Annotated in this window: 22 protein-coding genes; 1 reads left to right on the plus strand and 21 read right to left on the minus strand. The window is 44.3% G+C overall.

Annotation, left to right across the window (positions count from 1 at the left end):
- Window positions 1-11: 11 nt before the first annotated feature.
- The 20 genes from LEP1GSC058_RS00475 to thrS all read right to left on the minus strand — a co-directional run bounded on the left by LEP1GSC058_RS00475 (window position 12) and on the right by thrS (window position 19,448).
- On the minus strand, window positions 12-1,694 hold the full coding sequence (locus tag LEP1GSC058_RS00475) for a 30S ribosomal protein S1 (protein WP_016547578.1): 1,683 nt from the start codon (window positions 1,692-1,694) through the stop codon (window positions 12-14).
- A 32-nt stretch (window positions 1,695-1,726) separates the two neighbouring features.
- Window positions 1,727-2,440: a (d)CMP kinase gene (cmk, locus tag LEP1GSC058_RS00480; RefSeq protein WP_016547612.1), complete on the minus strand. Its 714-nt coding sequence runs from the start codon at window positions 2,438-2,440 to the stop codon at window positions 1,727-1,729.
- Entirely contained in the window at window positions 2,437-3,753 is a 1,317-nt protein-coding gene (gene aroA, locus LEP1GSC058_RS00485; RefSeq protein ID WP_016547634.1) for a 3-phosphoshikimate 1-carboxyvinyltransferase, read from the minus strand. Before aroA ends, cmk begins: the two co-directional genes overlap by 4 nt.
- Window positions 3,734-4,720, minus strand: coding sequence for a prephenate dehydrogenase (locus LEP1GSC058_RS00490; protein WP_016547773.1), 987 nt, complete (start codon window positions 4,718-4,720; stop codon window positions 3,734-3,736). Before LEP1GSC058_RS00490 ends, aroA begins: the two co-directional genes overlap by 20 nt.
- Window positions 4,717-5,808 carry a prephenate dehydratase gene (pheA, locus tag LEP1GSC058_RS00495; protein WP_016547549.1) on the minus strand — a complete coding sequence of 364 codons (1,092 nt, stop codon included), beginning with the start codon at window positions 5,806-5,808 and terminating at the stop codon, window positions 4,717-4,719. The genes LEP1GSC058_RS00490 and pheA overlap by 4 nt, the downstream gene beginning before the upstream one ends.
- Window positions 5,795-6,364: an SMC-Scp complex subunit ScpB gene (gene scpB / locus LEP1GSC058_RS00500; RefSeq protein WP_016547763.1), complete on the minus strand. Its 570-nt coding sequence runs from the start codon at window positions 6,362-6,364 to the stop codon at window positions 5,795-5,797. The genes pheA and scpB overlap by 14 nt, the downstream gene beginning before the upstream one ends.
- A complete protein-coding gene (locus tag LEP1GSC058_RS00505; RefSeq protein ID WP_016547672.1) occupies window positions 6,340-7,116 on the minus strand; it encodes a segregation and condensation protein A in 777 nt (258 codons plus the stop codon). Before LEP1GSC058_RS00505 ends, scpB begins: the two co-directional genes overlap by 25 nt.
- 13 nt (window positions 7,117-7,129) lie before the next feature.
- On the minus strand, window positions 7,130-7,492 hold the full coding sequence (locus tag LEP1GSC058_RS00510) for a response regulator (RefSeq protein ID WP_010412092.1): 363 nt from the start codon (window positions 7,490-7,492) through the stop codon (window positions 7,130-7,132).
- A gap of 4 nt (window positions 7,493-7,496) precedes the next feature.
- Window positions 7,497-8,570 (minus strand): protein-glutamate methylesterase/protein-glutamine glutaminase, encoded by a 1,074-nt coding sequence (locus tag LEP1GSC058_RS00515; protein WP_016547505.1) that lies wholly within the window; start codon window positions 8,568-8,570, stop codon window positions 7,497-7,499.
- A gap of 29 nt (window positions 8,571-8,599) precedes the next feature.
- Window positions 8,600-11,782, minus strand: a complete 3,183-nt coding sequence (locus LEP1GSC058_RS00520; RefSeq protein ID WP_016547662.1) for a chemotaxis protein CheW — start codon at window positions 11,780-11,782, stop codon at window positions 8,600-8,602.
- Window positions 11,783-12,277: a chemotaxis protein CheW gene (locus tag LEP1GSC058_RS00525; RefSeq protein ID WP_039947843.1), complete on the minus strand. Its 495-nt coding sequence runs from the start codon at window positions 12,275-12,277 to the stop codon at window positions 11,783-11,785.
- A gap of 115 nt (window positions 12,278-12,392) precedes the next feature.
- Window positions 12,393-12,980 (minus strand): 5-formyltetrahydrofolate cyclo-ligase, encoded by a 588-nt coding sequence (locus LEP1GSC058_RS00530; RefSeq protein WP_016547543.1) that lies wholly within the window; start codon window positions 12,978-12,980, stop codon window positions 12,393-12,395.
- 1 nt (window position 12,981) lies between these two features.
- Entirely contained in the window at window positions 12,982-13,284 is a 303-nt protein-coding gene (locus LEP1GSC058_RS00535; RefSeq protein WP_016547658.1) for a cell division protein ZapA, read from the minus strand.
- A gap of 2 nt (window positions 13,285-13,286) precedes the next feature.
- A complete protein-coding gene (locus LEP1GSC058_RS00540; RefSeq protein ID WP_016547564.1) occupies window positions 13,287-14,030 on the minus strand; it encodes a hypothetical protein in 744 nt (247 codons plus the stop codon).
- Window positions 14,031-14,298: 268 nt separating this feature from the next.
- Window positions 14,299-14,652 carry a 50S ribosomal protein L20 gene (gene rplT, locus LEP1GSC058_RS00545; RefSeq protein ID WP_016547697.1) on the minus strand — a complete coding sequence of 118 codons (354 nt, stop codon included), beginning with the start codon at window positions 14,650-14,652 and terminating at the stop codon, window positions 14,299-14,301.
- Entirely contained in the window at window positions 14,652-14,855 is a 204-nt protein-coding gene (gene rpmI, locus LEP1GSC058_RS00550; RefSeq protein ID WP_010412116.1) for a 50S ribosomal protein L35, read from the minus strand. The genes rplT and rpmI overlap by 1 nt, the downstream gene beginning before the upstream one ends.
- Window positions 14,856-14,889: 34 nt before the next feature.
- Complete coding sequence (gene infC / locus LEP1GSC058_RS00555) at window positions 14,890-15,435, minus strand: translation initiation factor IF-3 (RefSeq protein ID WP_010412119.1); 546 nt, start codon at window positions 15,433-15,435, stop codon at window positions 14,890-14,892.
- 405 nt (window positions 15,436-15,840) lie between these two features.
- Window positions 15,841-16,593, minus strand: a complete 753-nt coding sequence (locus LEP1GSC058_RS20420; RefSeq protein WP_016547490.1) for a transposase — start codon at window positions 16,591-16,593, stop codon at window positions 15,841-15,843.
- 161 nt (window positions 16,594-16,754) lie between these two features.
- Entirely contained in the window at window positions 16,755-17,342 is a 588-nt protein-coding gene (locus tag LEP1GSC058_RS20425; protein ID WP_016547727.1) for a transposase, read from the minus strand.
- A 168-nt stretch (window positions 17,343-17,510) separates the two neighbouring features.
- Window positions 17,511-19,448, minus strand: coding sequence for a threonine--tRNA ligase (gene thrS, locus LEP1GSC058_RS00565; RefSeq protein ID WP_016547685.1), 1,938 nt, complete (start codon window positions 19,446-19,448; stop codon window positions 17,511-17,513).
- A 179-nt stretch (window positions 19,449-19,627) separates the two neighbouring features.
- Between thrS and carA the strand changes: the two genes are divergently transcribed.
- On the plus strand, window positions 19,628-20,737 hold the full coding sequence (carA, locus tag LEP1GSC058_RS00570; protein ID WP_016547629.1) for a glutamine-hydrolyzing carbamoyl-phosphate synthase small subunit: 1,110 nt from the start codon (window positions 19,628-19,630) through the stop codon (window positions 20,735-20,737).
- Between the two features lie 83 nt (window positions 20,738-20,820).
- On the opposite strand, the gene LEP1GSC058_RS00575 is transcribed toward carA, so the two are convergent.
- On the minus strand, window positions 20,821-21,930 hold the full coding sequence (locus tag LEP1GSC058_RS00575; protein ID WP_016547667.1) for a hypothetical protein: 1,110 nt from the start codon (window positions 21,928-21,930) through the stop codon (window positions 20,821-20,823).

Raw genomic sequence — 21,930 nt, forward strand, 5'->3', positions numbered from 1 at the left:
GAAATCTCCCCTTATTTCAAGGAGGAGTTGATAAAGCTACCGAGACTTTCGCGAGAAGGTGCATCCGAAGTTTTGAGATATTTTGCCATCTCTTCGCGTTCGAGCGCCTTATCAAAATCCTTAATAGAAAGAGAAATCTTCTTATTCTTAGAGTCGATCTTAACGACCGCACATTTAACGATGTCGCCAGGCTTATAGGTTTCCTGAAGATTGCTATCTTTTCCGCCCGGAATTTCGGAAATATGAACGAGGCCTTCAAAGCCGGGTTCGATTTCCACGAACATTCCGAAGTCGACGATACTTTTGATTTTTCCTTCAACCACACATCCGACCGGATATCTATTGCGTAAAGAATCGTAAGGATGCTCTTGTAGCTGCTTGAGTCCGCAGGAAATTCGCTGAGCATCGAAATTGATATCTAAGATTACGTATTTAACCTCTTCTCCTTTTTTCAACAAGGAGGTCGGGTTCTTTTGTTTTTCGTCCCAGGTGATATCGCTAATATGAATCAAACCTTCGATCCCGTTTTCGACTTCTACGAAAGCTCCGTACTTAGTGATCCCGGTAATTTTACCGGTTAGCGTATTTCCTACGCGAACTTCCGGACCGAGCGTATCCCATGGGTTCGGTTGCAGTTGCTTCAATCCCAAAGACAGTCTTCTATTCTCGAAATCGATATCTAAAATTAGAGCTTCGACTTCTTGACCTTTTTTAAGAAGGTCTTTCGGATGCGGGGGCTTTTTGGACCAAGTCAATTCGGAAGTATGAATCAAACCTTCCAAACCTTCTTTCAATTCGACGAAAGCTCCGAAATTGGTAAGCGAAGTGACCGTTCCGCGAACGACCATTTCTTTTTCCAAAGATCGTTGCGCCCAAACCCAAGGATCCTCGTACAGTTGCTTTAGTCCGAGGGCAAGTTTGTTGTTCTCCTTGTCCATTTCGAGAACTTGGAGTTCGATTTCTTGGCCGATCGTGAAATATTGCTTAAATGGGGCGAATTTTTTGTAAGAGATATCTTTCTGGCGGAGAAGTCCGACGACTCCTTCCAAATCGCAGAATACGCCGAAGCTTGCGATCTTCGAGACCACTGCTTTGACTTTATCGCCGACATTGATCTTTTGAACGAGCGCATCCCATTTTTCGTTATTGACTTCGTCCAAAAGTTTTTTCCGGGAAACGACTCCGGAACGAGTGCGTTCGTTGACTTCGATAATTTTAAAATCGAGTTCTACGCCTTTATAATTTTCTCCGTCGGAAAATTTATAGCTAAGTTGAGAAGCCGGTAAGAAAAGCTCCGAACCCTCGACATTTACGATATAACCTTTGCCTTTAATCTCGTTAACGAGACGGCCGGTTACTTGATAATTATTCTTAAATGCGTCCTTAACGACTTCCCAACCTTTTCTTTGGTCGGCTTCTTTTTTAGAAAGAATACAACCGGAATCAGTGGATTCTTTCCGCTTAACCAATGCGGTGACGATGCTACCTAATTCCGGTTTTTCGTCAAATTCAGCCCGAGCGATGCGCCCTTCTTGTTTCAGCCCTTCGATGGCGACGTAGACGAAATCGGTATCTACCGAGACAACCTTCCCGTCTACGACCTGATCCTTGCGGACTTCGGCTTCATCGTTTTTCTTTTCTTCCCACTGTTTGAAAACTTCTGCAAAAGTGGACTTGTCTTGTTGGCTACTCATAGGGGCTGGAATACTCGGTTATTTATTTGGGATTAGTGCGGATCGCCTAAAATGCCATGTTCGAGGCACTCAAGAATCTTACCAATAACAGTATTTTTTGGCAACCTATCTGTGTCAATGAGGATTGCGTCTTTTGCCTGTTTCAAAGGCGCGATTTCACGATCCGTATCCGATTTATCGCGAGCGATGATTTCTCTTTCGATTTCATCCAAATCCGAATCGATTCCTTGCTCTTTTAATTGATAATATCTTCTTTCGGCACGAACCCGAGAGGATGCGGTTAAGAAGAATTTGTACCGAGCATCCGGAAAAACGGCCGTACCTATGTCTCTACCATCCATAATTAATTTGTGGATTAAGGCGAGATTGCGAAGCTGCTTATTTACGAATTCGCGGTACGATTCTTTATTGGCGATGTGTTTTATTTCTTTTGTAATTTCGGGAATTCGAATTTCCGAGGAAACGTCTTTGCCATTTAGAAAAATCTTATTTTCCCCTGCTTCAGAGAAGACACATTCCACAACTGCTCCGTCGGATAATTCATCGGGATTTCCTTTTGCGACCCAGTCTTGAAAACTTTCTTTCGATCCTGCTTTCTTGTATTTTCCAAAAATATAAAGAGTTAAGGCACGATAGAACGCACCCGAATCCAAATATTTATATCCTAACTTATTAGCAAGTTCTCGAGCAACCGTACTTTTGCCGGAACCCGCCGGACCGTCCAAGGCGATAACATTTTCATTCATACTAGTACCGATCTAAGCTTTTCCTCGAAACCGGGAAACGAGGTTTCGATCCAAGAAGTTTCATCCAACTCCAAAGGAAGTCCGGTGAGAGCTTTTAAGATCAAAAAGCTCATCGCAATTCGATGATCCATTTGCGTCCGTATTTTTCCACCTTTTCCGGAGAGCCAGGCATCGGATTCGGAAGATATTTTACCTATTCCTAATTCGGAAAATTCGTAACCGTCTTCGTATTCCCAAACTTCGACTCCGAGAGAACGAAGATTATCCACCATAGCCTTGATCCTATCGGATTCTTTGGCCCTCAATTCTTCGGCATGCCGAATTTTAAACCCCCCCTTGGCGAAGAGTCCCGCGATCGTAAGAATCGGCACCTCGTCTATCAAGGATGGCATCCATTCTGCTGGAATCTCCGCAAAATGTAAGTTAGACGAAATAGCTTCCAAATCACCGACAGGCTCTCCGCATTCTATCCGCTCATTATGAATCGTTATCTTCGCGCCCATAGCGCGGAGGGCTTTCAAGATACCTACTCTCGAAGGATTTAGACCTATATTTCGAACGACGAGGGATCCTTCCTTTAGGAGAACTCCCAGCACCAAAAAGAAAGCGGCAGAGGAAATATCTCCCGGAACTTTAAATTCTCCAGGCTGAAACTGATATGGCGGAGAAATCTTAAAATGAGTCGGACTAAAATACTCGATCGAGTTACCCAAGTATCGGAACATATTCTCCGTATGATCTCTCGATAAAATTTCTTCCTCGTATTCCAACTGAGTTTCCGAAGCCATCGCAGCCAACATCAAGCATGATTTAACCTGAGCTGAGGCTATGGGACTGACATACGAAAACGATTCTAGCTTCCGACCGATTATTCTCAATGGAGCCCGATCCGATTCTCCCTCGATCGAAGCGCCCATTGCGACCAAAGGCTTAATGATTCTGGACATCGGACGCTTTCTCAAAGAAGCGTCTCCGTTGAGAACCGCGTGAATTCCTGGAACCCCGCAAAGAAGCCCGGCCGAAAGACGGATCCCTGTTCCTGCATTTCCGAAATCCAATTCCGCTTTCGGCGAATGCAGATTGGCTTTCCCCGGACTGGTGAATAAATAGATTCCGGAAGATTTCTTTTCAACGGTAAGGCCGACCTTAGCAAAAGCCTTCATCGTATTAAGCGGATCTTCCGCTTCCAAGAATCCTGTGACTTTGGACGTTCCGCTGGAAAGGACCGAGAAAAGCACGGAGCGGTGAGAGAGAGATTTATCGCCGGGAACTTCTACTTCCCGACCGAAAGATTTAGCGTTTCTTGGGACCATTATTGTGTTTTAATATTCCATCACGATTAATCCGGGATTTTTCCATGAAGGACTTCCAGCGATCGGGGTCGAGCGGCTTTTCCGGGTTTAAATCGGAAATTATTCCATCCAAATGTTTTCTAAACTCTTGAAGGGATTGATAGATCTCGTCTCGGTTGGAAGAAAATATCGCGGCCCACATTTTCGGATTCGAGCCCGCAATTCTCGTCATATCCCTGAATCCTCCGCCGGTTAACGGTAAAGGGGAGCCTTCGGTAAACTTTTGGACGCATTCGTTTTCCCAGACCCAATTCGTCATGATCGAAGAGATCAAATGAGGAGCGTGGGAAACGTAGGATAGGATTCGATCGTGTTCGAGTGCGGGGATCTCCACCGTTTCCATTCCTAAGAATTTCCAAAAAGATTCCAATTTTGAATACGCTTCGGGAAGCGCTCCTTTCGGACGAGTCAGAATACAGAGCCGGTTTTCGTAAAGATCCGCATTGGCAAATTCCAATCCGGATTCTTCCGATCCGCACATCGGATGAGAGGAAACATATCTATGTCCAGGCAAAGATGCTTCACCTCTCCCGGCCAGGGTATCATCTACGTATAATTTTCCTTCTTTGTTAGAAGTTACAGTTAACTCCGTGTCTACTGCGGATATGATATCCCGCTTAGTAGACCCCATATCCGTCATATATCCGCTAAAATTTTTGGGGAGAGTCCGAATCAATTCGACCGTCGTATCTACGGGAACACCGAATACGATCAAATCATATGAGTTCCAGTTCGGAGAATTTTGAAATTCGGCGGACGTTAGTAGGTGATCCGCTGAACCTAGGGCAATTCCCTTCTTCTTACTTTCTTCCGAAGATACGATTCCGGTAACTTCCGCACCGCTCCGTTTCTTCTTTAAGGCAAGAGAAAGCGAAGCCCCCATCAATCCAAGACCGTAAATTAGAATTTTACGAAACGGAAAATTCACGGATTCGGCGGAGAAACCGGGTAGGAACCCAGCACCCTCAAGTATATTGTATTTTCCTTAAGTGAATTCAAAACTTCCTCGATGATCGGATCTTTTCTGTGCCCATGAAAATCGATGAAAAAGTTATATTCCCAGGAGGTTCGTCTAGTCGGCCTCGTTTCCACCTTAGAGAGATTTATTCCTTTATCGAAGAAAGGTTTCAATACCGAATATAAGGATCCGGGTTTATCCGGAACGGAAAGCACGATCGAAGTCTTATCATTCCCCGTCGGAGGACATTGGTTTTTACCGATAATCAGAAATCGGGTGGAATTTCCTGACATATCTTCTATCGACTCCCGAACCACATCGAGCCCGTAGATTTCTGCAGCGATCGAAGATGCGATGGCCGCGCATCCTTCTTTTTTTTCCGCAACGATACTAGCTGCTCTGGATGTGGATGGGGTCTCGGAGATTTGTACGTGAGGAAGATTGGCAGCAATCCAATTTCTGCATTGCGAATTCGCGATCTTGATACCGTAAAGAGTGTCGATTTTATGGAGATCATGCTCGAAACCCAGAAGATTCAGGGTAATTTTAAGATAAATCTCAGAATAAATATTAAGATCCGAAACTAAAAACTGATCCAGGGTCGAATTAACCAATCCCTCGGAAGAATTTTCGACCGGAACGACTCCATAATCCACCTTATCCGTCTCTACCGCGCGAAATACTTCCGGAATGGAAGGGAACTCGCTGGCTTCCACCGAAGCTCCGAATCTTGCTCGAACGGCTTGATGAGAAAACGATCCTTCCGGCCCCAAGTATCCTACGGAAAGTCCCTTTTCCACCGAAAAGGATCCGGACATGATTTCACGGTAAATTGCGATCAAAACTTTATCAGGGAGCGGTCCGTTGTTGAGATTTAAAATTTTCTCATATACGTCCTTCTCTCTATCAGGTCGATAAATCGGATCCCTGTTTTCACGTTTGATCTCGCCGATTGCGGACGCGATCTCCGCTCTGGCCAAGATGGCTTTGACGATTTCTTTATCCAGAGAATCTATTTTTTCTCTGAACTCCTTTAGTTTGTCGTTATTCTTGGCCATTTTCGATTAAGTCGTCCAGATTTTCGAATTTTAGCTCTTTCACTTCGACGGGAGCCGGTAGATCCGAAAGTTTATTTAAGCCGAAATGCAGTAGGAATTCTTTCGTGGTGCCGTAAAGTGCGGGGCGGCCGGGTACTTCCTTATTGCCGACCGGTTTGACCAATTTTTTCGAGATCAAGGAAGTAACCATCGCTCGGGAAGAAACTCCACGGATATCGTCTATTTCCGACAAAGTGATAGGTTGTTTGTATGCAATGATGGCTAACGTATCCAAGCTAGAACGGGATAATTGGTCTCTTTTTTTTTCTTTAAAAAGTTTCCCCAATATATCCGAAAAACGCTCGTTTGTTGCGAATTGGTAGGCACCGGCAATTTCACGAAGAACAAATCCGCCGTCCCTTTCCTGATAATCCAAAATTAGTTCGTCTAGAATTTCCCTGGCCTCGTGCTTCTCGCACTCGACCGATTTGGCGATGCTGGCAAGCTTGAGCGGTTCCCCGGAAAGGAAAAGGAGGGCTTCTATCAGTCCCTTTAAGCCGGATTTTTCGCGTTCCACGGTTCTCCCACCAAGAAAATACGGATTTCGCCGAAGGTTTTATGCTGGCGAATTGCCAGGATTCTCTGTTTGCAGAGTTCTAGCATTGCCAAAAAGACGGCGACAACTTCGGCTTTCTCGGGTTTGACCGACGAAAACAATTCCTCAAAGGAAATATCGGATCTTTCGACGAGGAGCGTGGAAATCGACTCCATCTTTTCCTCGACAGAATATCGGTGGGGCGCGGTAAGTAAAGCGGGAATCTCCCCTTCTTCCTCCCGTTTTTCCAGTATCTCGTTAAAAGCAGAGATAAGGTCGAGTAGGCTTAAATCCAACCAAGAATCTTCCTCGTCGATGACTTGGTTGCTTTCACGGGCAAAAACACCCGATTGAGATTTATCGACTTCAGATAGCTTCTGAGCCGTAAGTTGGAATTTCTTGTGTTCCAGGAGTTTTTCGACTAATTCCGGTGGAAGAGGCGGATCATAATCTTCTTCTTCAAAGCCTGGATCGGGTAACAGAGCTTTCGATTTCAAATATACTAAGTTCGCAGCCATCAGCGCATATTCTGCGCCAAAGTCTATGTGGATATTTTCCGAAATTTTTAAGAAGCGGAGAAAGTCTTCCGTAATTCTCGAAAGGGAAACTTCGAATATATCGACCTTATAACTTTCGATCAAAGACCAAAGGAGATTTAACGGGCCCTCGGTAATTCCACCTTCCGTATTATTCCATTGGACCACGAAGGTCTTCCCACCGTCCTCCCTCTCCATAGTTCAAAAACCTTTATGAATTTAAAGCTTTGTCTGCAGCTTGCTGCAACCTCTCCGGAGAGAAAGGCTTAACGACGAAATCTTTGACACCCATTTTAATCGCTTTGGCAAGAAGTTCTTCCTGACCTAATGCGGTAACCATAATGATTCGTGCCTTCGGATCTATTTTAAAAATTTCTTGGGCGGCTTCGATACCGTCCTTTTCCCTCATGGTGATATCCATGGTTACGAGATCCGGCTTTATCGCCTTGTACTGATCGACGGCAATATTACCATTTTCGGCTTCACCTACGATTTCGTGGCCTCCCGCTACCAAGGCATCTTTCACCATGGTCCTCATAAACTTTGCGTCGTCCACTACGAGAATTCTGGCCATATTTTTAATTTCCCCTTTCTTTAAGAATAGAAAGTATCCTAGTTGTAATTGCGCTGACCGGTTCTACGAATTGAACCCCACCCATTTCAATAGCTTGGCGGTTCATTCCGAAAATCACCGAACTTGCCTCGTCTTGGGCGATCGTAGCCGCTCCCGTTTCTCTCATGCGAAGAGTGGCAGCGGCTCCATCCTTTCCCATACCGGTCATTATCACACCGATCAAGGCGCTACCGTATTCCCGGATTGCGCTGTCAAAAAGAACTTCGACGGAGGGCCTGTGTCCATTTACAAGGGCTTCCTTGCCTAATGCAATCCATTTCCGACCAGCTCTAGTTTCAATGCGAAGATGCGCGTCGCCAGGTGCAACATAACCGACACCCGCCTCGACCGCTTCACCGTCCTCCGCTTCTTTTATCCGGATCTTGGAGTTATCATTTAAACGTGAAGCGAATGCTTTTGTAAAACCGACTGGCATATGCTGTACGACGAAAATCGGTAAACGAAATCCTTCCGGAAAAGTGGAAAAAACTGTCTGCAAAGCTTTTGGCCCGCCGGTGGAAGTACCGATACAAACCGCCTCAATCGCCTTCGTTTCGCCCTTAGAAAACTTGGCCTTAACCGCATCGTAGAGTCGATGCGTATCGATGGTAGGCAGAATCGTACGGACGCTTTCAAAATAGGAAAGAATTCTACTACGTAGGACGGCTCCCAACTCCTCGGGGTTGAATTGACTCGAACTTGAAGGTTTCGGAATGAAATCAATCGCTCCGTATTCCAAGGCCTTAAAAGTAGCTTCGGCACCATGCTGAGTTAATACGGAAAGCATCATCACCGGTATTCCGAGCTTTCGTTTCTGTAATTCTTGGAGCGCCGATAAACCGTCCAATACGGGCATTTCAACGTCCAATATAACGAGATCCGGCTTCAATTTCTCCGCTAATTCGATGCAATCCAAGCCTGTCTTTCCGGTCGCAATGACTTGGATTTTTTCATCCTTTTGTATCTGATCGGAAATAATATTCCGTACAAGAAGGGAATCGTCGACAATCACGACTCGTATGGGCGTATTAGAATTCATTCTTTATGAGCCTTCGAAAGCCGTCAGATTTAGAACTTAGGAATGAGCTCCATCAGCTCATCGAAATCCGGAAGGAATAGAAGAACCCCGAGCAAGTTATTTCCTTCATGGTTAAACTCGGTTAACATACTCAAAAATTTCGTACGTTCGGGTTTTACCGCATCTAGAACCTCTAAAAAAGTACCTTCTACCAGCTCCGGGACGGCCGGCATGACGCTTACTTTCGCCTTATTAGAAATGGAATTTAGAACGGATGCGCAGACTATATTCGATATTTCTGATAAAACGCTCTTAGTATCATCGTCGAGATTGTCGCCCGGAGAAACTGAGTCTAAAAGTTCTTTAGCAAGATTCTTCGCGTTCTCTCTGGAGAACATCATCAAAAGATTCCCGTTCAGATCTCCATTCATCCGAACTTTCATCCCGTAAAATTTATCGTCGGAAAATCTAATTTCGGAAGCCAAACCCTCTTTATCGTTCATTATAATTTCGGGAATAAAGAGATCCACATTTCGATTTAAAATTTGAGATAGGACCATTCCGGCGTTCATCATCCCGGTGTTAACGACTGCTTCGATTTTTTTAATCTGTTCTCTCGTTAAATTTCCGGTAAAATCCTTTGAATGCGAAACGGACATCATCCTCTGTTTTTTTTGTTCCAGAAATCCTTCGATAATATGTTCGGCTCTCTTCTTTTCCTCATCAGTGTTCACCGAATCCGAAATGAGTTCCGAGATATGAGATCTGTATTTGTCCTCCATCACGGACTTAGGAGCGGGTGGAGTGGTTTTATCCATTACGGCTGTGTTCGAAACGGACGGGGCGGAAGGTTCCGCCGCTTTTCCTCCGTTGGGTAAAAGACGGTCATCGCCGATATTGAGTTCGACCGAGAATGCGCCTTCTGTTTTTCCTGCGCCTTCCCGATGCAGATCGTCTTTCCCTGCGATGATCTTTTTGGAATCATCTTCCTTTTTACGCTCGGTTTTCTTTCGTTTTGCCCTCTCGCGGGTCGTGATCTCGTGCAGCTTATGATTGTATACGTTCGTAGGATTGGATGTTTTTTGAATGTACATCTCTTCTTCAGTTTCGATCGTCCGAATCGTACTGATTCGCTTCATCGTCTCTAAATGATAACTAATATACCTTCCGGTTTCATCCAAATAAGACGCAATTTCGACGAGACCGGGAATATCGAGGACCATAATAATAGTACCGTCTCCCATGATGGAAGCGCCGGTGAGTCCTTTGATATTTTTGAAATTCTTCTCCAAGGATTTAATGACGGTCTCATGCTTTCCGACAAGTTCATCCACCATGAAGCCGAGTTTTCTTCCTTTGAATTGGACTATGACGACCGGGGATTCTTCCCGATCCGTTTTATCCTGCAATCCGAGAATCCGATTCAATCGGTAGATCGGTAACACTTCCCCGCGAAGATTGATAATTTCGTTTCCTTCCAACGTGGTGATTTGCTCGTTACTAACCTTGATAGTTTCGTTCACTTCGGATAATGGAAATGCGTAAACCTCTTCTTCCATCATGACCAAAATGGAGGGGATAATCGCTAAAGCTTGCGGGAAGGAAAGTACGAAAGAAGTTCCCTGACCTTTCTGAGATTGGATTAAAATCTTACCCTTAAATTCCTGAATTAAATTATTTACCACGTTCATTCCGACTCCGCGACCGGAGATGTCCGTAATCTTTTCCGCCGTAGAAAACCCCGGGGCGAAGATAAATTGATAAACGTCGTTTTCGGAAAGAGCTGCGGCATCCGTATCCGAGACCAAACCTTTTTCTACGGCCTTCTGGCGAATTCGTTCTACGTCGAGACCTTTCCCGTCGTCCCGAATTTCCACCATAATATTACTGCCGCCTTGATAGGCGTTTAATTCTACGATTCCTAGTTCCGGTTTTCCGATACGTTTTCTTTCTTCCGGAGACTCGATCCCATGATCGACCGAATTGCGGATGAGATGTAGAAGCGGCTCTCCTAACGCATCGATCACCTTCTTGTCCAGTTCCGTGGATTCTCCGTTGAGAATCAAATCCACTTTTTTTCCGGTCTCGAGCGACAAATCGCGTACAAGGCGAGAAAAGCGACGAAAGACCGTCGAGATCGGAACCATCCGGATATTCATAATTCCGGATTGCAGTTCTTTTGAAATTCGATTGATTAAATCGATTCGACCTTTGAGTTCGTTGAAGAGTTGATCCTCTCCGAAAGTTCTTAACAAGTCATCGTAGATTTTCTGGAATCCGGAATTGGTGATAACCAATTCTCCCACGTTATTCATAAGTTGATCGAGTTTATCCGATGAAACTTTAATGCTCTTTAACGTGATTTTCGCATCGCCGGTTTTTTCCTCCTCATCTAATTGGAAAGAAGTGATAGCATTCGATTCGGCGCCATAACCGAGCTGAGAATTAGGATGAAATTCCTCTATCGTAAGGGTTTCGACCATATCCACATTAGCGGCTTTGGTCAATTCATCCTGCGGTTTATGACTCAGGATAAGAATCGTTAGAACGGCGGCCTCCGTTCCTTTTTCCAAATCCTCTAAATTAGGATTGGTTCGATAGATGGTTCCTATGGGTTTTAAATTTTGAAGAATAAGAGAATAGCGGAGTCCCTTCATCGGAGCATCCGATTTTAAGCCCACTTTGAGAATCCAGAAATTTCCTCCGTTAGCCCTGAGCATTTCTTCCAGTTCTTTCTGATCGTCCCCGTCAAGCTGCAGATACGAGGAATGCGATTGTTGATTTTGTTCCGTCAAAGTGGTTGCCGCGGGCGAATCAGACTTAGCGTTAGATTCCTTGGCCGCCTCCGGGTCGTGCTCGTACGCTTCCAAGCGACGGATCATATCCGTATAGGGTGTGTCGACCTTCTTGCCTTGAGAAACATTCACGATTACGTTCTTAATAAGATCAAAGCATTGAAATAATAGATTTACGAGAGAAAGTTTTACGGCGAGTTTTCCGTCTCGAATACTTTGGAGAAGGTTCTCCATTTTATGAGCTAAATCCGATAGATTATATAACCCTACGAAAGCGGCAGAGCTTTTAAGAGAATGTGCAGCCCGAAATATATCGTTGATCGTGGCAGGGTCAGACTGGTCTTTCTCCAACTTCAATAAATTGGCATTTAGTTCTTCAATCTGGTCTTCCGATTCTTCCAGAAAGAGTTCGGTATATTCGCCTAATACTCCTGCCACTTAGTTTTCCTCCGCAGTGAAGTCGATTAGCTTGGAGAGATTCAAGTTAAGAACCAGGGTATCTTCATATTGGCTTACGGATTCGATCAATTCACTATAGCTCACGCTCAATTCCGCGCCGGCTTCGCTAATTTTATCCCTATGAATCTTGACTACTTGCTTTACGGAATCGACTAGTAAACCGCCTCGCTTTTCACCGTTAACGACTACGATAATTCTCGTGGAAGAAAGGACATCGCAAAATCCAAGACCGAAAAGTTCCTTTAAATCCATGATCGGAATGATTTCACCGCGCAGGTTAATCACTCCGAGAATGAAACCCTCCACGTTTGGAATACGGGTGATAGGAACCGGTTTTAAGATTTCATGAATGTGCAGGATATCGATTCCGAAAAGCTCTTTATCCACTTCGAAGGTCAAGAATTCCTTCAACCCTTCTACTTCTTTACCGGTTTGATCGTCTTCTGCGGGATTCAATTTTTCAATAGCTCTCACCGGTCCTCCACGTAGGTAAAATTCCCGAAAAAAGGAAAAGCTCCTTTCGGGGGTTATTTGACGGCTCCCGTAATACAATCGGATTCGGGAAGCGCGGAATTCTCAGATTTTCAGTTTATCGGACTGAATTTTCATCGCTTTTCTTTGGAAAGCAATGGTTTTTTTTCTCAGTCAGAATCGTTCCGACGCGAATGTCGTGCCGTTCCGCTAAAAAATCGCAGGGAAATAGAGACTCGAACGTTAGACCGATCAGATTTTCTTTGGGAACCCCGGAAAGTGCACGATCATAAAATCCCTTACCCCTACCCAACCGAGCTCCCTCAAAAGACCAAGCCAGGGCAGGCACTAGGATCAAATCGGCCTCTTTCGGCGAAATTTTTTCTTTCCCGATAGGCTCAGGCATGCTAAAAGCTCCGGTTTCGAATCGTTCGGGTTTTATGAATGCCAAATCCTGATTTTGGACTTTAGGGAAAAAGAAATATACGTTTTGTTCGCTTATCAATGGAGATTCTTCGAACGGAAACGGATCGATTTCGTATTCGTCCGCGACAAACGCGATTATCCTGAGAGAAGTTCTATTTCCCAAAAAGGAAATAATAATTTCTCGCAACCGTTCTCGGATCTGATTTTCTTTTTTCGTTCGATCAGGGAGACGCAGAATAGAGTCTTTACTGATCTTTCTCGCTTCCGGCTTTGACAGCAAATTAAAGGTCCCCTATGAGACCTTCTTCCAAAAGGGTAATCAATTTTCGCGTTTTCTCTTCCGCTTCGGGAGAGGACGGCCCTGAAGAAGAAGGTTGGGCATTTCTCAATTGTTCTAATTCGTCCGCAAAATTCAAAGCCGCCAAGACTGCCAACTTCAGCTTCGAGGAAGACGGCATTCCCAAGCTTAATTCCCGGATTTTACGATCAACGACCTCGGCTAATTGTTTGATATATTCCGGATCCGCATCCCCGACGATCGTATAATCGTCTCCTAAGATGCGTGTCGTAATCTTTTCGCTCATTGCTATGGCTTAGTGTCTTTATGATCTTTGTGATCTTTCGGTTCGTCTTCGATAACCAAAAAATCATCGTCTTCATCCGCGTCGAATACGCTGATTGCGTCGTCATCATCTTCAATGATAATATCATCATCGTCTGCGGATACCGGACTAAAATCGTCGATCGGCTCGTCGGTAATGATGATTTCATCATCTCCGCCCGAGCTATCTTCCGAAGATTCTGAAATTACCGCGATATCATCGTCTTCGTCGTCCAGAAGGATAATTTCATCGTCTTCGTTAAAATCCTCTTCGGTGGAATCGGCAACCATAGAAGGAATCGGCATCGAACTAGCGGACGGAGTTACGGAACCTCCGGCAAAAGCAGCGGCCGCCGGTGCAGAACTAGCTGATGGAGGAGGTGCGCTAGCTGCAGGCGATGAAGATGGGGAGACGTTGGAACTTGATGCACTGGCAGGCGATGTCGGCAAACCATCCAAGCGTCCGAGAAGCTGATTGATCTTCCCTTCGAGAGCTCGCTCCCTCTCTTTCATTTCCTCGAGTTCTTTCGTAGTCTTTTGGAGTTGCTCGCGAACTGAAGCGAGTTCTTTCTCTTTTTCCTCCATGGCCAGTTTCATCTGGTCATTTTCCGCGCGGAGAGTTTCATTTTCCGATTCTAGCCGGCCGTTTTCGGCCCGGAGATCGCTAATCAGTTCGAGAGCTTTAATGACCTTACTTTCGAGTTCTTCGATGGTCTCCATTGTTAGCATACTGAGAACCTCATCCTTCCGGTACGTGATTTTTAATAGGACGCATAAAGATCATTCGTAAAAACGACCTGAATCTTTTTGGACCGCCAATTCGGCGAAATCCATCCTATTTTTCTATTTTCGGCAAAAGAGAAAAACCTTTTTTTAGAAAAACAAAGAGAGCCCAGAAAGAATCCGGGCTCTTTTTTGATTTCCTACCAAAAAATAAGGTTTTTCGGTGTTTCCAAACTCCTCTTTGAGTAGGAGAAAGAAAATTCGATGATTTGAATTAACCGGCTACTTTGATTTTTTCGACCAGAGCGTTGAAAGTCTCTTTATCGTTAAATGCAAGTTCGGCTAAGGCTTTTCTATCTAAATCGATGCTAGCTTTTTTCAAACCGTACATGAATTGAGAATAGGAAAGGCCAGCTTCCCGCGCAGCAGCATTAATACGGATAATCCACAACTTGCGGAAATCACGTTTTTTAGCGCGACGGTCGCGATAAGCCCACTGACCGGCTTTCATTACGGCAGATTTAGCTGTTCTATAAAGTTTAGAACGTGCGCCTCTAAATCCTTTTGCTTGCTTCAGGATTTTTTTGCGACGGTTCTTATGAATGGTTCCGTTTGTAGCTCTTGGCATTAGCGCACTCCGTAAGGCATTAGTCTAACGATTGATTTCCAATCGGCATCCACGACCAAAGTCATTCCCCGGAGACGGCGGCGTCTCTTAGGTCCTTTTTTGGTAAGAATGTGACGGGTATTCATGCTCTTCCGTTTTATCTTATTATTTTTGGAAAACTTGAACCGTTTTGCTGCGGCCCTGTTTGTCTTCAGCTTGGGCATTTTCCTACCTCAATAACTCCTAAGTTCCTGCTCACTATTTCGCGACAGCGGGGGTGATCACAACGACGATTTGCCGTCCGTCTAACACCGGTTCCCGTTCAGGCGTACCATGACCTTTTAAGTCTTCAACCATTCGATTGACTACGTTCATCCCTAATTCCGAGTGCATCATTTCTCGACCCCGGAAGCGGAGGCTCACTTTAACCTTATCCCCTTTTTGAAGGAACTCGACTGCGTGGCGCTTTTTAATCTCATAATCATGCTGATCGATCCGAGGACGGATCTTCACTTCTTTTACATTAATTACGTGTTGCTTCTTCTTCGCTTCTTTGCTTTTTTTAAGTAGCTCGAACTTATACTTACCGTAGTCAATCAGCTTGCAAACGTGAATTTCCTGGTCTCCAGATACTTCTACCAAGTCCAGGTTTTCTTCCTTCGCCTTCCGGAGCGCTTCTTCAAAGCCGACGATCATAACACCGTCATCTGTGACCAATCTTACTTGGGCAACCCCAGTAATTTTTTCATTAATTCTATGGCTAAACAGTTTATCCGTGGGTTTAGGTTGGGGCTTCCTCTGCATTCAGTCTCCGGCTATTTTTCCAATTTTTTGGCTCTTGGGCCTGCATTCAAGCGATTTTCTCCCAGCATAGAGGAAGAGTAGGCCTCTCATCAAGTAGAATTTACATGATCTAGTGAGGAATCCGGGGGGCGCCTCCCTGCGCTCGCAGGGCCGGGCTGTTTCGGGTTCGGCTAATCGCCTCATCCCGCATGGAAACCCGATGCACTAAAGAATTCAGAGTGTCGACCATGCGGGACGTTGCCCTACACATCCCTGGCGCGACACTAGGTCGTACTAGTGGATTTTCCGGCGAGCCCCCGCCCTGGTTCGGGGGCCTGTTGAAAAAGAGGCCTGGTTTGTCTGAAAATTCTTCTTCCTCTTTAAAGCGAATGGCAAAAAGAAGAAGGGACTGCCGTAGCAGATCGTTTAAATATACCGAAATCCGCAAATTTTTCCTATGTTGTGAGCGGAGCATCTTTCGGACCATTCAAGAGAAACTTTTTCCAATCCTTTTGTCATGAATCTATTTCCTGCACGAGATCCTTTCATTGCACCAAAGACGCCTTCAATCGAAGAAAACCGTTTGGCATAAATTTTTCTCGATTTCGGGTTTTGTAACTTTTTGCGCATTTCCATCGTGTAGAAATTATTCAGCTCGCTCGGATGGTAGTTTTTACTTGGACTTAAATGAATGTAGTTTCTTCTCAAGTTATTAGAATTCACCAAAATGGATTTAGATCGACCTTTTGTGCAGAAATGTTTCAACTTACAGCCGTTGCAACCCGTCGATCTGTAATCCGAATAACTGTATTGTCCATGAAGATACTTTTCGGATCGGAATTTAAGTGTTCTGCCCGATGGACAGACGAAGTTGTTAGCTTTCTTTTCATAGATAAATTTGATGAACGGAGGCCTTCGTTTGGAGAAATCGGTAACTTTTGGGATCTTCCCTGCTTGGAATAACCTTGTTACTTTTTGATCGGGACAATAAAGATCGAAGTCTTTTAATCTCTGGAAATTACTTTCGCTTGCATAACCGGCATCTAAGACATATTGAATTCTATTTAAATCTTGTTTTTCCGATCTTAAGAATTCGTAGCAAGATTCGACTTTTCGAATCATTTTCTCCGCAAACTTAGTATCGGATTGTTCCGTTTCCACACTGTGAGAAATGATCATGTTGGATTTGCAATCGACCGCCGCTTGAGCATTGTAACCTACCAGGAATACGTTTCCTTTTTTCTGTAGATCGCAATCTCTCTCATAGAGATGGACTCTACGACGGTCTTTGTGCTTTTTTAGGAATTTTACCGCATCCTGAAGCTTTTCTGCCTTTAGTTCTAATTCTTTCTTTTGTCTCGAATTTGAGAACGATCCATATCGGCAGACTTTTCCCATTCTTGAAATTTGACCTTACTTACCTTTTCGATTTGTTCAAGTCTAAGCTCGAATTTTTCCAGGTCCCCTATATCATCGGGATTCGCATTCGCCTTTATCTTAGTGCCATCTATGGAAACGGTTTCAAAATCTATATAACCGCTTTCGTAACCGAGAAATACCGTTTGAGAAAATAGATCTTCGATTTCAGTTCTGTGAGTCTTTCTGAACTTTGAGATAAAACTATGATCCAGCTCTTCTCCATCCAGAAGATAGATCAATTCAGCTCTGAGTTTGGATAACCTACAGAGTTCCCGCATCGAGATATTGCCGATTAAAATGGAATAAAAAAGAGCCGAAATAACTTTCTTCGGTGAAATTGCAGGTCTGCCAGTCTCATCATTCTGGTAATTCTTTTCGAAATCTTCGAAATCTAACCGATCAATGACTTTCTTAAAACCGTGAATCGGATGTTCTTCCCCGAACAATTCCTTGAACTCTAAAACGTACATTCTAAGCTGATTCGGATCCGTATTCTTGAACTTTGCCATTCCGTAAATCTAGCAAGTTCCCTAAAATTGCATCCCTTTTTCAACAGGCTCTCGGGTGGTGGTGGAGGGCACGTGGGCGAGGTGCTCGGCTCTATATCATAAATGTTCGGATTCGCCAAGCATTTTTGCAGTTAGCTTTTTGTGGGAGCTCCAACAAGCAACGAACGATTAATTGCCGGATTGAATCTCGGATTCCAATTGCTTTACAAATTCTGCAAATGAAAGGCTTATTGTTTCCTCCGATCCTCTTTTCCGAACGGCGACACTGCCCGACTCTCTTTCCTTTTCGCCCAATACGAGTAAGTAATTGGCTTTTTTTAGTATCGAATCTCGGATTTTCGCTCCGATTTTTTCGTTTCGAAAATCCGCCTCAACTCTAAAACCAAGATCTATTAAATTCTTTAAGACTTCTTGCCCATACGGTTGAACCGCATCGGTTACTGTCAGGATTCGAATTTGGTTCGGAGAGACCCATAATGGAAATTTCCCTTCGTAATGCTCCGTTAAAATTCCGATAAAGCGCTCCAAAGATCCGTAAATGGCCCTATGAATCATTACCGGTCGTTTTTTTGATCCGTCCGAATCGGTATAATCCAACTCGAAACGATCAGGCATGGAAAAATCGATTTGGATGGTTCCACATTGCCACATTCTTCCGATCGAATCCTTAATATTGAACTCGATCTTCGGTCCGTAAAAAGCGCCCTCCCCTTCTTTAATCTCGAAAGGAATTCCCTTTTTATCCAAAGCTTGTTTGAGCGCGTTCGTTGAAAATTCCCAATCCTCGTCTTTGCCCTGAGATTTCTCCGGCCGAGTCGCGATGTAAGTCTTAAATTCAGTAAACCCGAATTTTCTATATACTTGAAACGTAAAGTCGATGATATCCACGACTTCTGATTCCAGGAAATCTAACGGAGTATAAATATGCGCGTCGTCTTGGGTAAACGCGCGCACTCGAAAGAGTCCGTGCAGGACTCCATGCAATTCGTGACGATGCACGCTTCCTAATTCGGCGAATCGAAGCGGAAGCTCGCGATACGAATGCAAATGATGTCTATATATCAGGCTGCAACCCGGACAGTTCATCGGCTTGATGGCGAATTCCTCTTCATCAATCGATACGAAATACATATTCTCGTAAAAGTTATCCCAGTGACCGCTTTTACGCCATAATTCCGAGGATAAAACGGCGGGGGTCCTTATTTCCTGGTATCCGCGTTTAGCGCATTCTTTCCGAATATAATCCGCCAGCGAATTCCAGAGGATCGTTCCCTTAGGATGCCAAAACGGAAATCCGGGAGCCTCGGGTTGAAAAGAGAAGAGATCCAATTCCTTACCGAGCTTACGGTGGTCCCTCTTCTTTGCCTCTTCTAATCGAAAAAGATATTCATCCAATTCCTTTTTAGAAGGAAACGCAACTCCGTAAATGCGAGTCAGCATTCGATTTTCTTTATTCGCTTTCCAATACGCCCCGGAAAGTGCGGTTAACTTGAACGCTTTCAAAAAACCGGAACGCGGAACATGCGGACCGCGGCAAAGATCAAACCATTCTCCCATTCCGTAGATGGAAACTTGTTCTTCCGGGATTTGAGCGATGATCTCGATTTTATAATTTTCCCCCATCTTCGAAAAAGTGGACACTGCCTCTTTTTTATCCCAGACTTTACGAAATACCTCATAATCGCTTTCAACGATTTTTTTCATCTCGACTTCTATCTTGGGAAAGTCTTCCGGAGTAATTACCGAATCTCCGAAATCTATATCGTAGTAAAAGAAACCCGGTCCGTTTTCGATAACGGGGCCAACAGTTAGCTTTGCGTCCTTGTATAAGTTTTGGACCGCCATTCCGAGTAAGTGAGCCGCAGAATGCTGAAAGGTTTCCCAGCCTTCTTTATCTTGAAACGTGAGTACTTCCAGCTTTGCATCCGTATCGATCGTGCGGCTTAAATCCAGAATTTGGGCGCCGTTTAAACGAACTGCCAAAGCCTTATTCTTTAAAAAAGGGAGATTCGATTCTATAAATTCCTTGTAGGTGGAACCGAATGCGGCGTCTTTTTGGCTGCCGTCAGGCAGAACGAATTTTACGATCTTATTGCTAACTTCCACTGTTCTTTACCCAGCCCTTCTTCCATAACGCCAAAAGTGGGTTTTTTCCTCAACCATTTAGAACTTATAAGGTCCGCGCTACTCATCCAAAGGTTTGAAGATTAATCGGAATCGACGCGTGCTTCCTATTCTCTATTTCTCGATTGACCCCTATCTCAGGCGAGCAACCCTGTCCGTATATGAAAGCGTTCTTGGTTTTGGAAAACGGGGACGTATACGAAGGCGAGTCCTTCGGCTACGAGACCCAATCTGTCGGGGAAATCGTCTTCAACACGTCATTGGCAGGATACCAAGAAATTTTAACGGATCCTTCTTACGCCGATCAAATTGTCACACTCACTTACCCAATGATCGGGAATTACGGCATCAGTCCCGAAAATATGGAATCTTCTAAGATTCAAGCAAGCGGGATGATCGTAAAAGAGTATGTGGATCGGCCTTCCAACTTCAAGTCTGAAAAAACCCTCTCACAATTCTTAAAAGAATATAAAATTCCCGGAATTCAAGGCATAGATACCCGGAAATTAACTCGCTTTATCCGGACAAACGGTGCACCGAATGGCGGCATCTTCGTAGCCGAAGAATATTCGAACTCCTTTTTGGAGCAAGTGAAGCGATTTCCCGGAATCGCGAATGCGGATCTCGCAAAAGTAGTCAGTACCAATCATAAATACGAATTCGGTAGCTTAGAAGGAAAGAAATATAAACTCGCCGTTTATGACTACGGAGTGAAAACCAATATTCTACGACTGTTAGATGCGGTCGGATTTGCAGTGACCGTTTATCCGGCAGAAACTCCAGCTGACGAAATTATGAAAGACGGCGTCGATGCATTCTTTCTCTCCAATGGCCCAGGAGATCCCGCAGCATGCACCTATGCCATCGAATCCACGAGAGCTATTTTAGAAAAAGGATATCCACTCTTCGGTATTTGTCTCGGTCATCAAATCATCGGCTTAACCATGGGTAAAAAAACCGAAAAAATGAAATTCGGTCATAGAGGCGGAAATCAACCGGTTAAGAATATAGCGACCGGCAAAGTGGAAATCACATCTCAGAATCATGGCTTCGCGGTGGTTGCAGAATCTTCGGAAAAAGAACCCATATCTTTCGTGAATCTGAACGATCAAACGGTGGAAGGAATTTTAAAATCCGGTTATCCGTTACTCTCTGTACAGTATCACCCGGAAAGCGCACCGGGACCGAATGATAGCAGGTATTTGTTCAAGAAGTTCTATGACTTGGTGGACTCTACAAAAAACGGACTGAGGTTAACTAGCATCTTATAACTCAGGATTTCAATCTGTCCGATCCGACTTTCAGGTAAATAAGCGTTTCAAAACCGTTCTTAGACGGGAAAATTCTTTTTTCATTATAAAACTGATCCGTTTTCCCGTTTCAAAAACCAGCGAGTTAATTTTTGCACTCCGCAAGCATTTAGGTGCGTATAATCCCCGAAGACGGAAATTTCGAAAGGCTCATCCGGCTTTATAACCGGAATCCCGCCGGCCTTTAATATGCCTTCGAATTCGGACAATGCATTATCTCCGCCGACGGCGGCAACAAAATCCGGGCGGGATGGAATTAATAATACTTCGAAAGAAATATTCTCCTTTTGTAATATTTTGAAAATTAACTTCCAAGCTACTAGGGAGGACGATCGCATTCTTTTATAATTCGATTCCCAGCCCGAACCCGGCAAGGCTTGAGGTGAAGTGTTTGGAACGCAGTTGCCGGTATAGGTCTTCGAATTATTCCATTCCAGAAATCCTCCGCTTCGTTCCAGTTCTGCGCGCAACTGCTCATTCTTTTTTCGATTCGATTTCCATCTTTCCACCGGATTTATGGATAAGATTTCCGCCAGTCTCGGATCGGTTTCCAAAAATTGTTCCGTCTTAGGAATCGTGCGAATTTCCGAGGAAATTGCCGAATTCAATTTCATTAACGGAAATATTCTGGCCAGAGCAAAAAATAAAGCGTCTCCTACATTCCGAAAATAGAAATTTCTTTCCTGAGAATTCCAATATATACTCCAGCGAAAAGAATCGTAATTCAGCACTAGCGAACGGTGCGCGGGAACGATATCTACATCGGCAGTATTGAAATAGTTCGCATTCAGGAATATTTTTTCCGGCTTCAATCCTGCCGAAAGGAGTTCTTTTATCCGAATCAGGATACCTTCGGGTTGTTCCGAAGGTCGAGGTAAAAAAACAATCCTTTTACCCGTCGATCTCTGCAAGACCTGCGGATCCATACCGCTCATCAATTGACTATCTCCGAGAAAAAGCCAACTAGGTTCCCTGCTTTTGGCATTATCGTAACTTAGCTGTTTTTCAAACTGTTTCCGCAATAATTCGTATAAAAAAGCGTTCTTTTCCTGAAACGGCAATAGAAGTTCAAAGAGAAAATTGGACGCCAAAATCAGCGAAAGGAGAAATGCTCCCATCCATATAATAATTTTATTTTTCTCTAATTTTCTCAT

The sequence above is a fragment of the Leptospira fainei serovar Hurstbridge str. BUT 6 genome, assembly GCF_000306235.2.
GTDB classification, from domain to species: Bacteria; Spirochaetota; Leptospiria; order Leptospirales; family Leptospiraceae; genus Leptospira_B; species Leptospira_B fainei.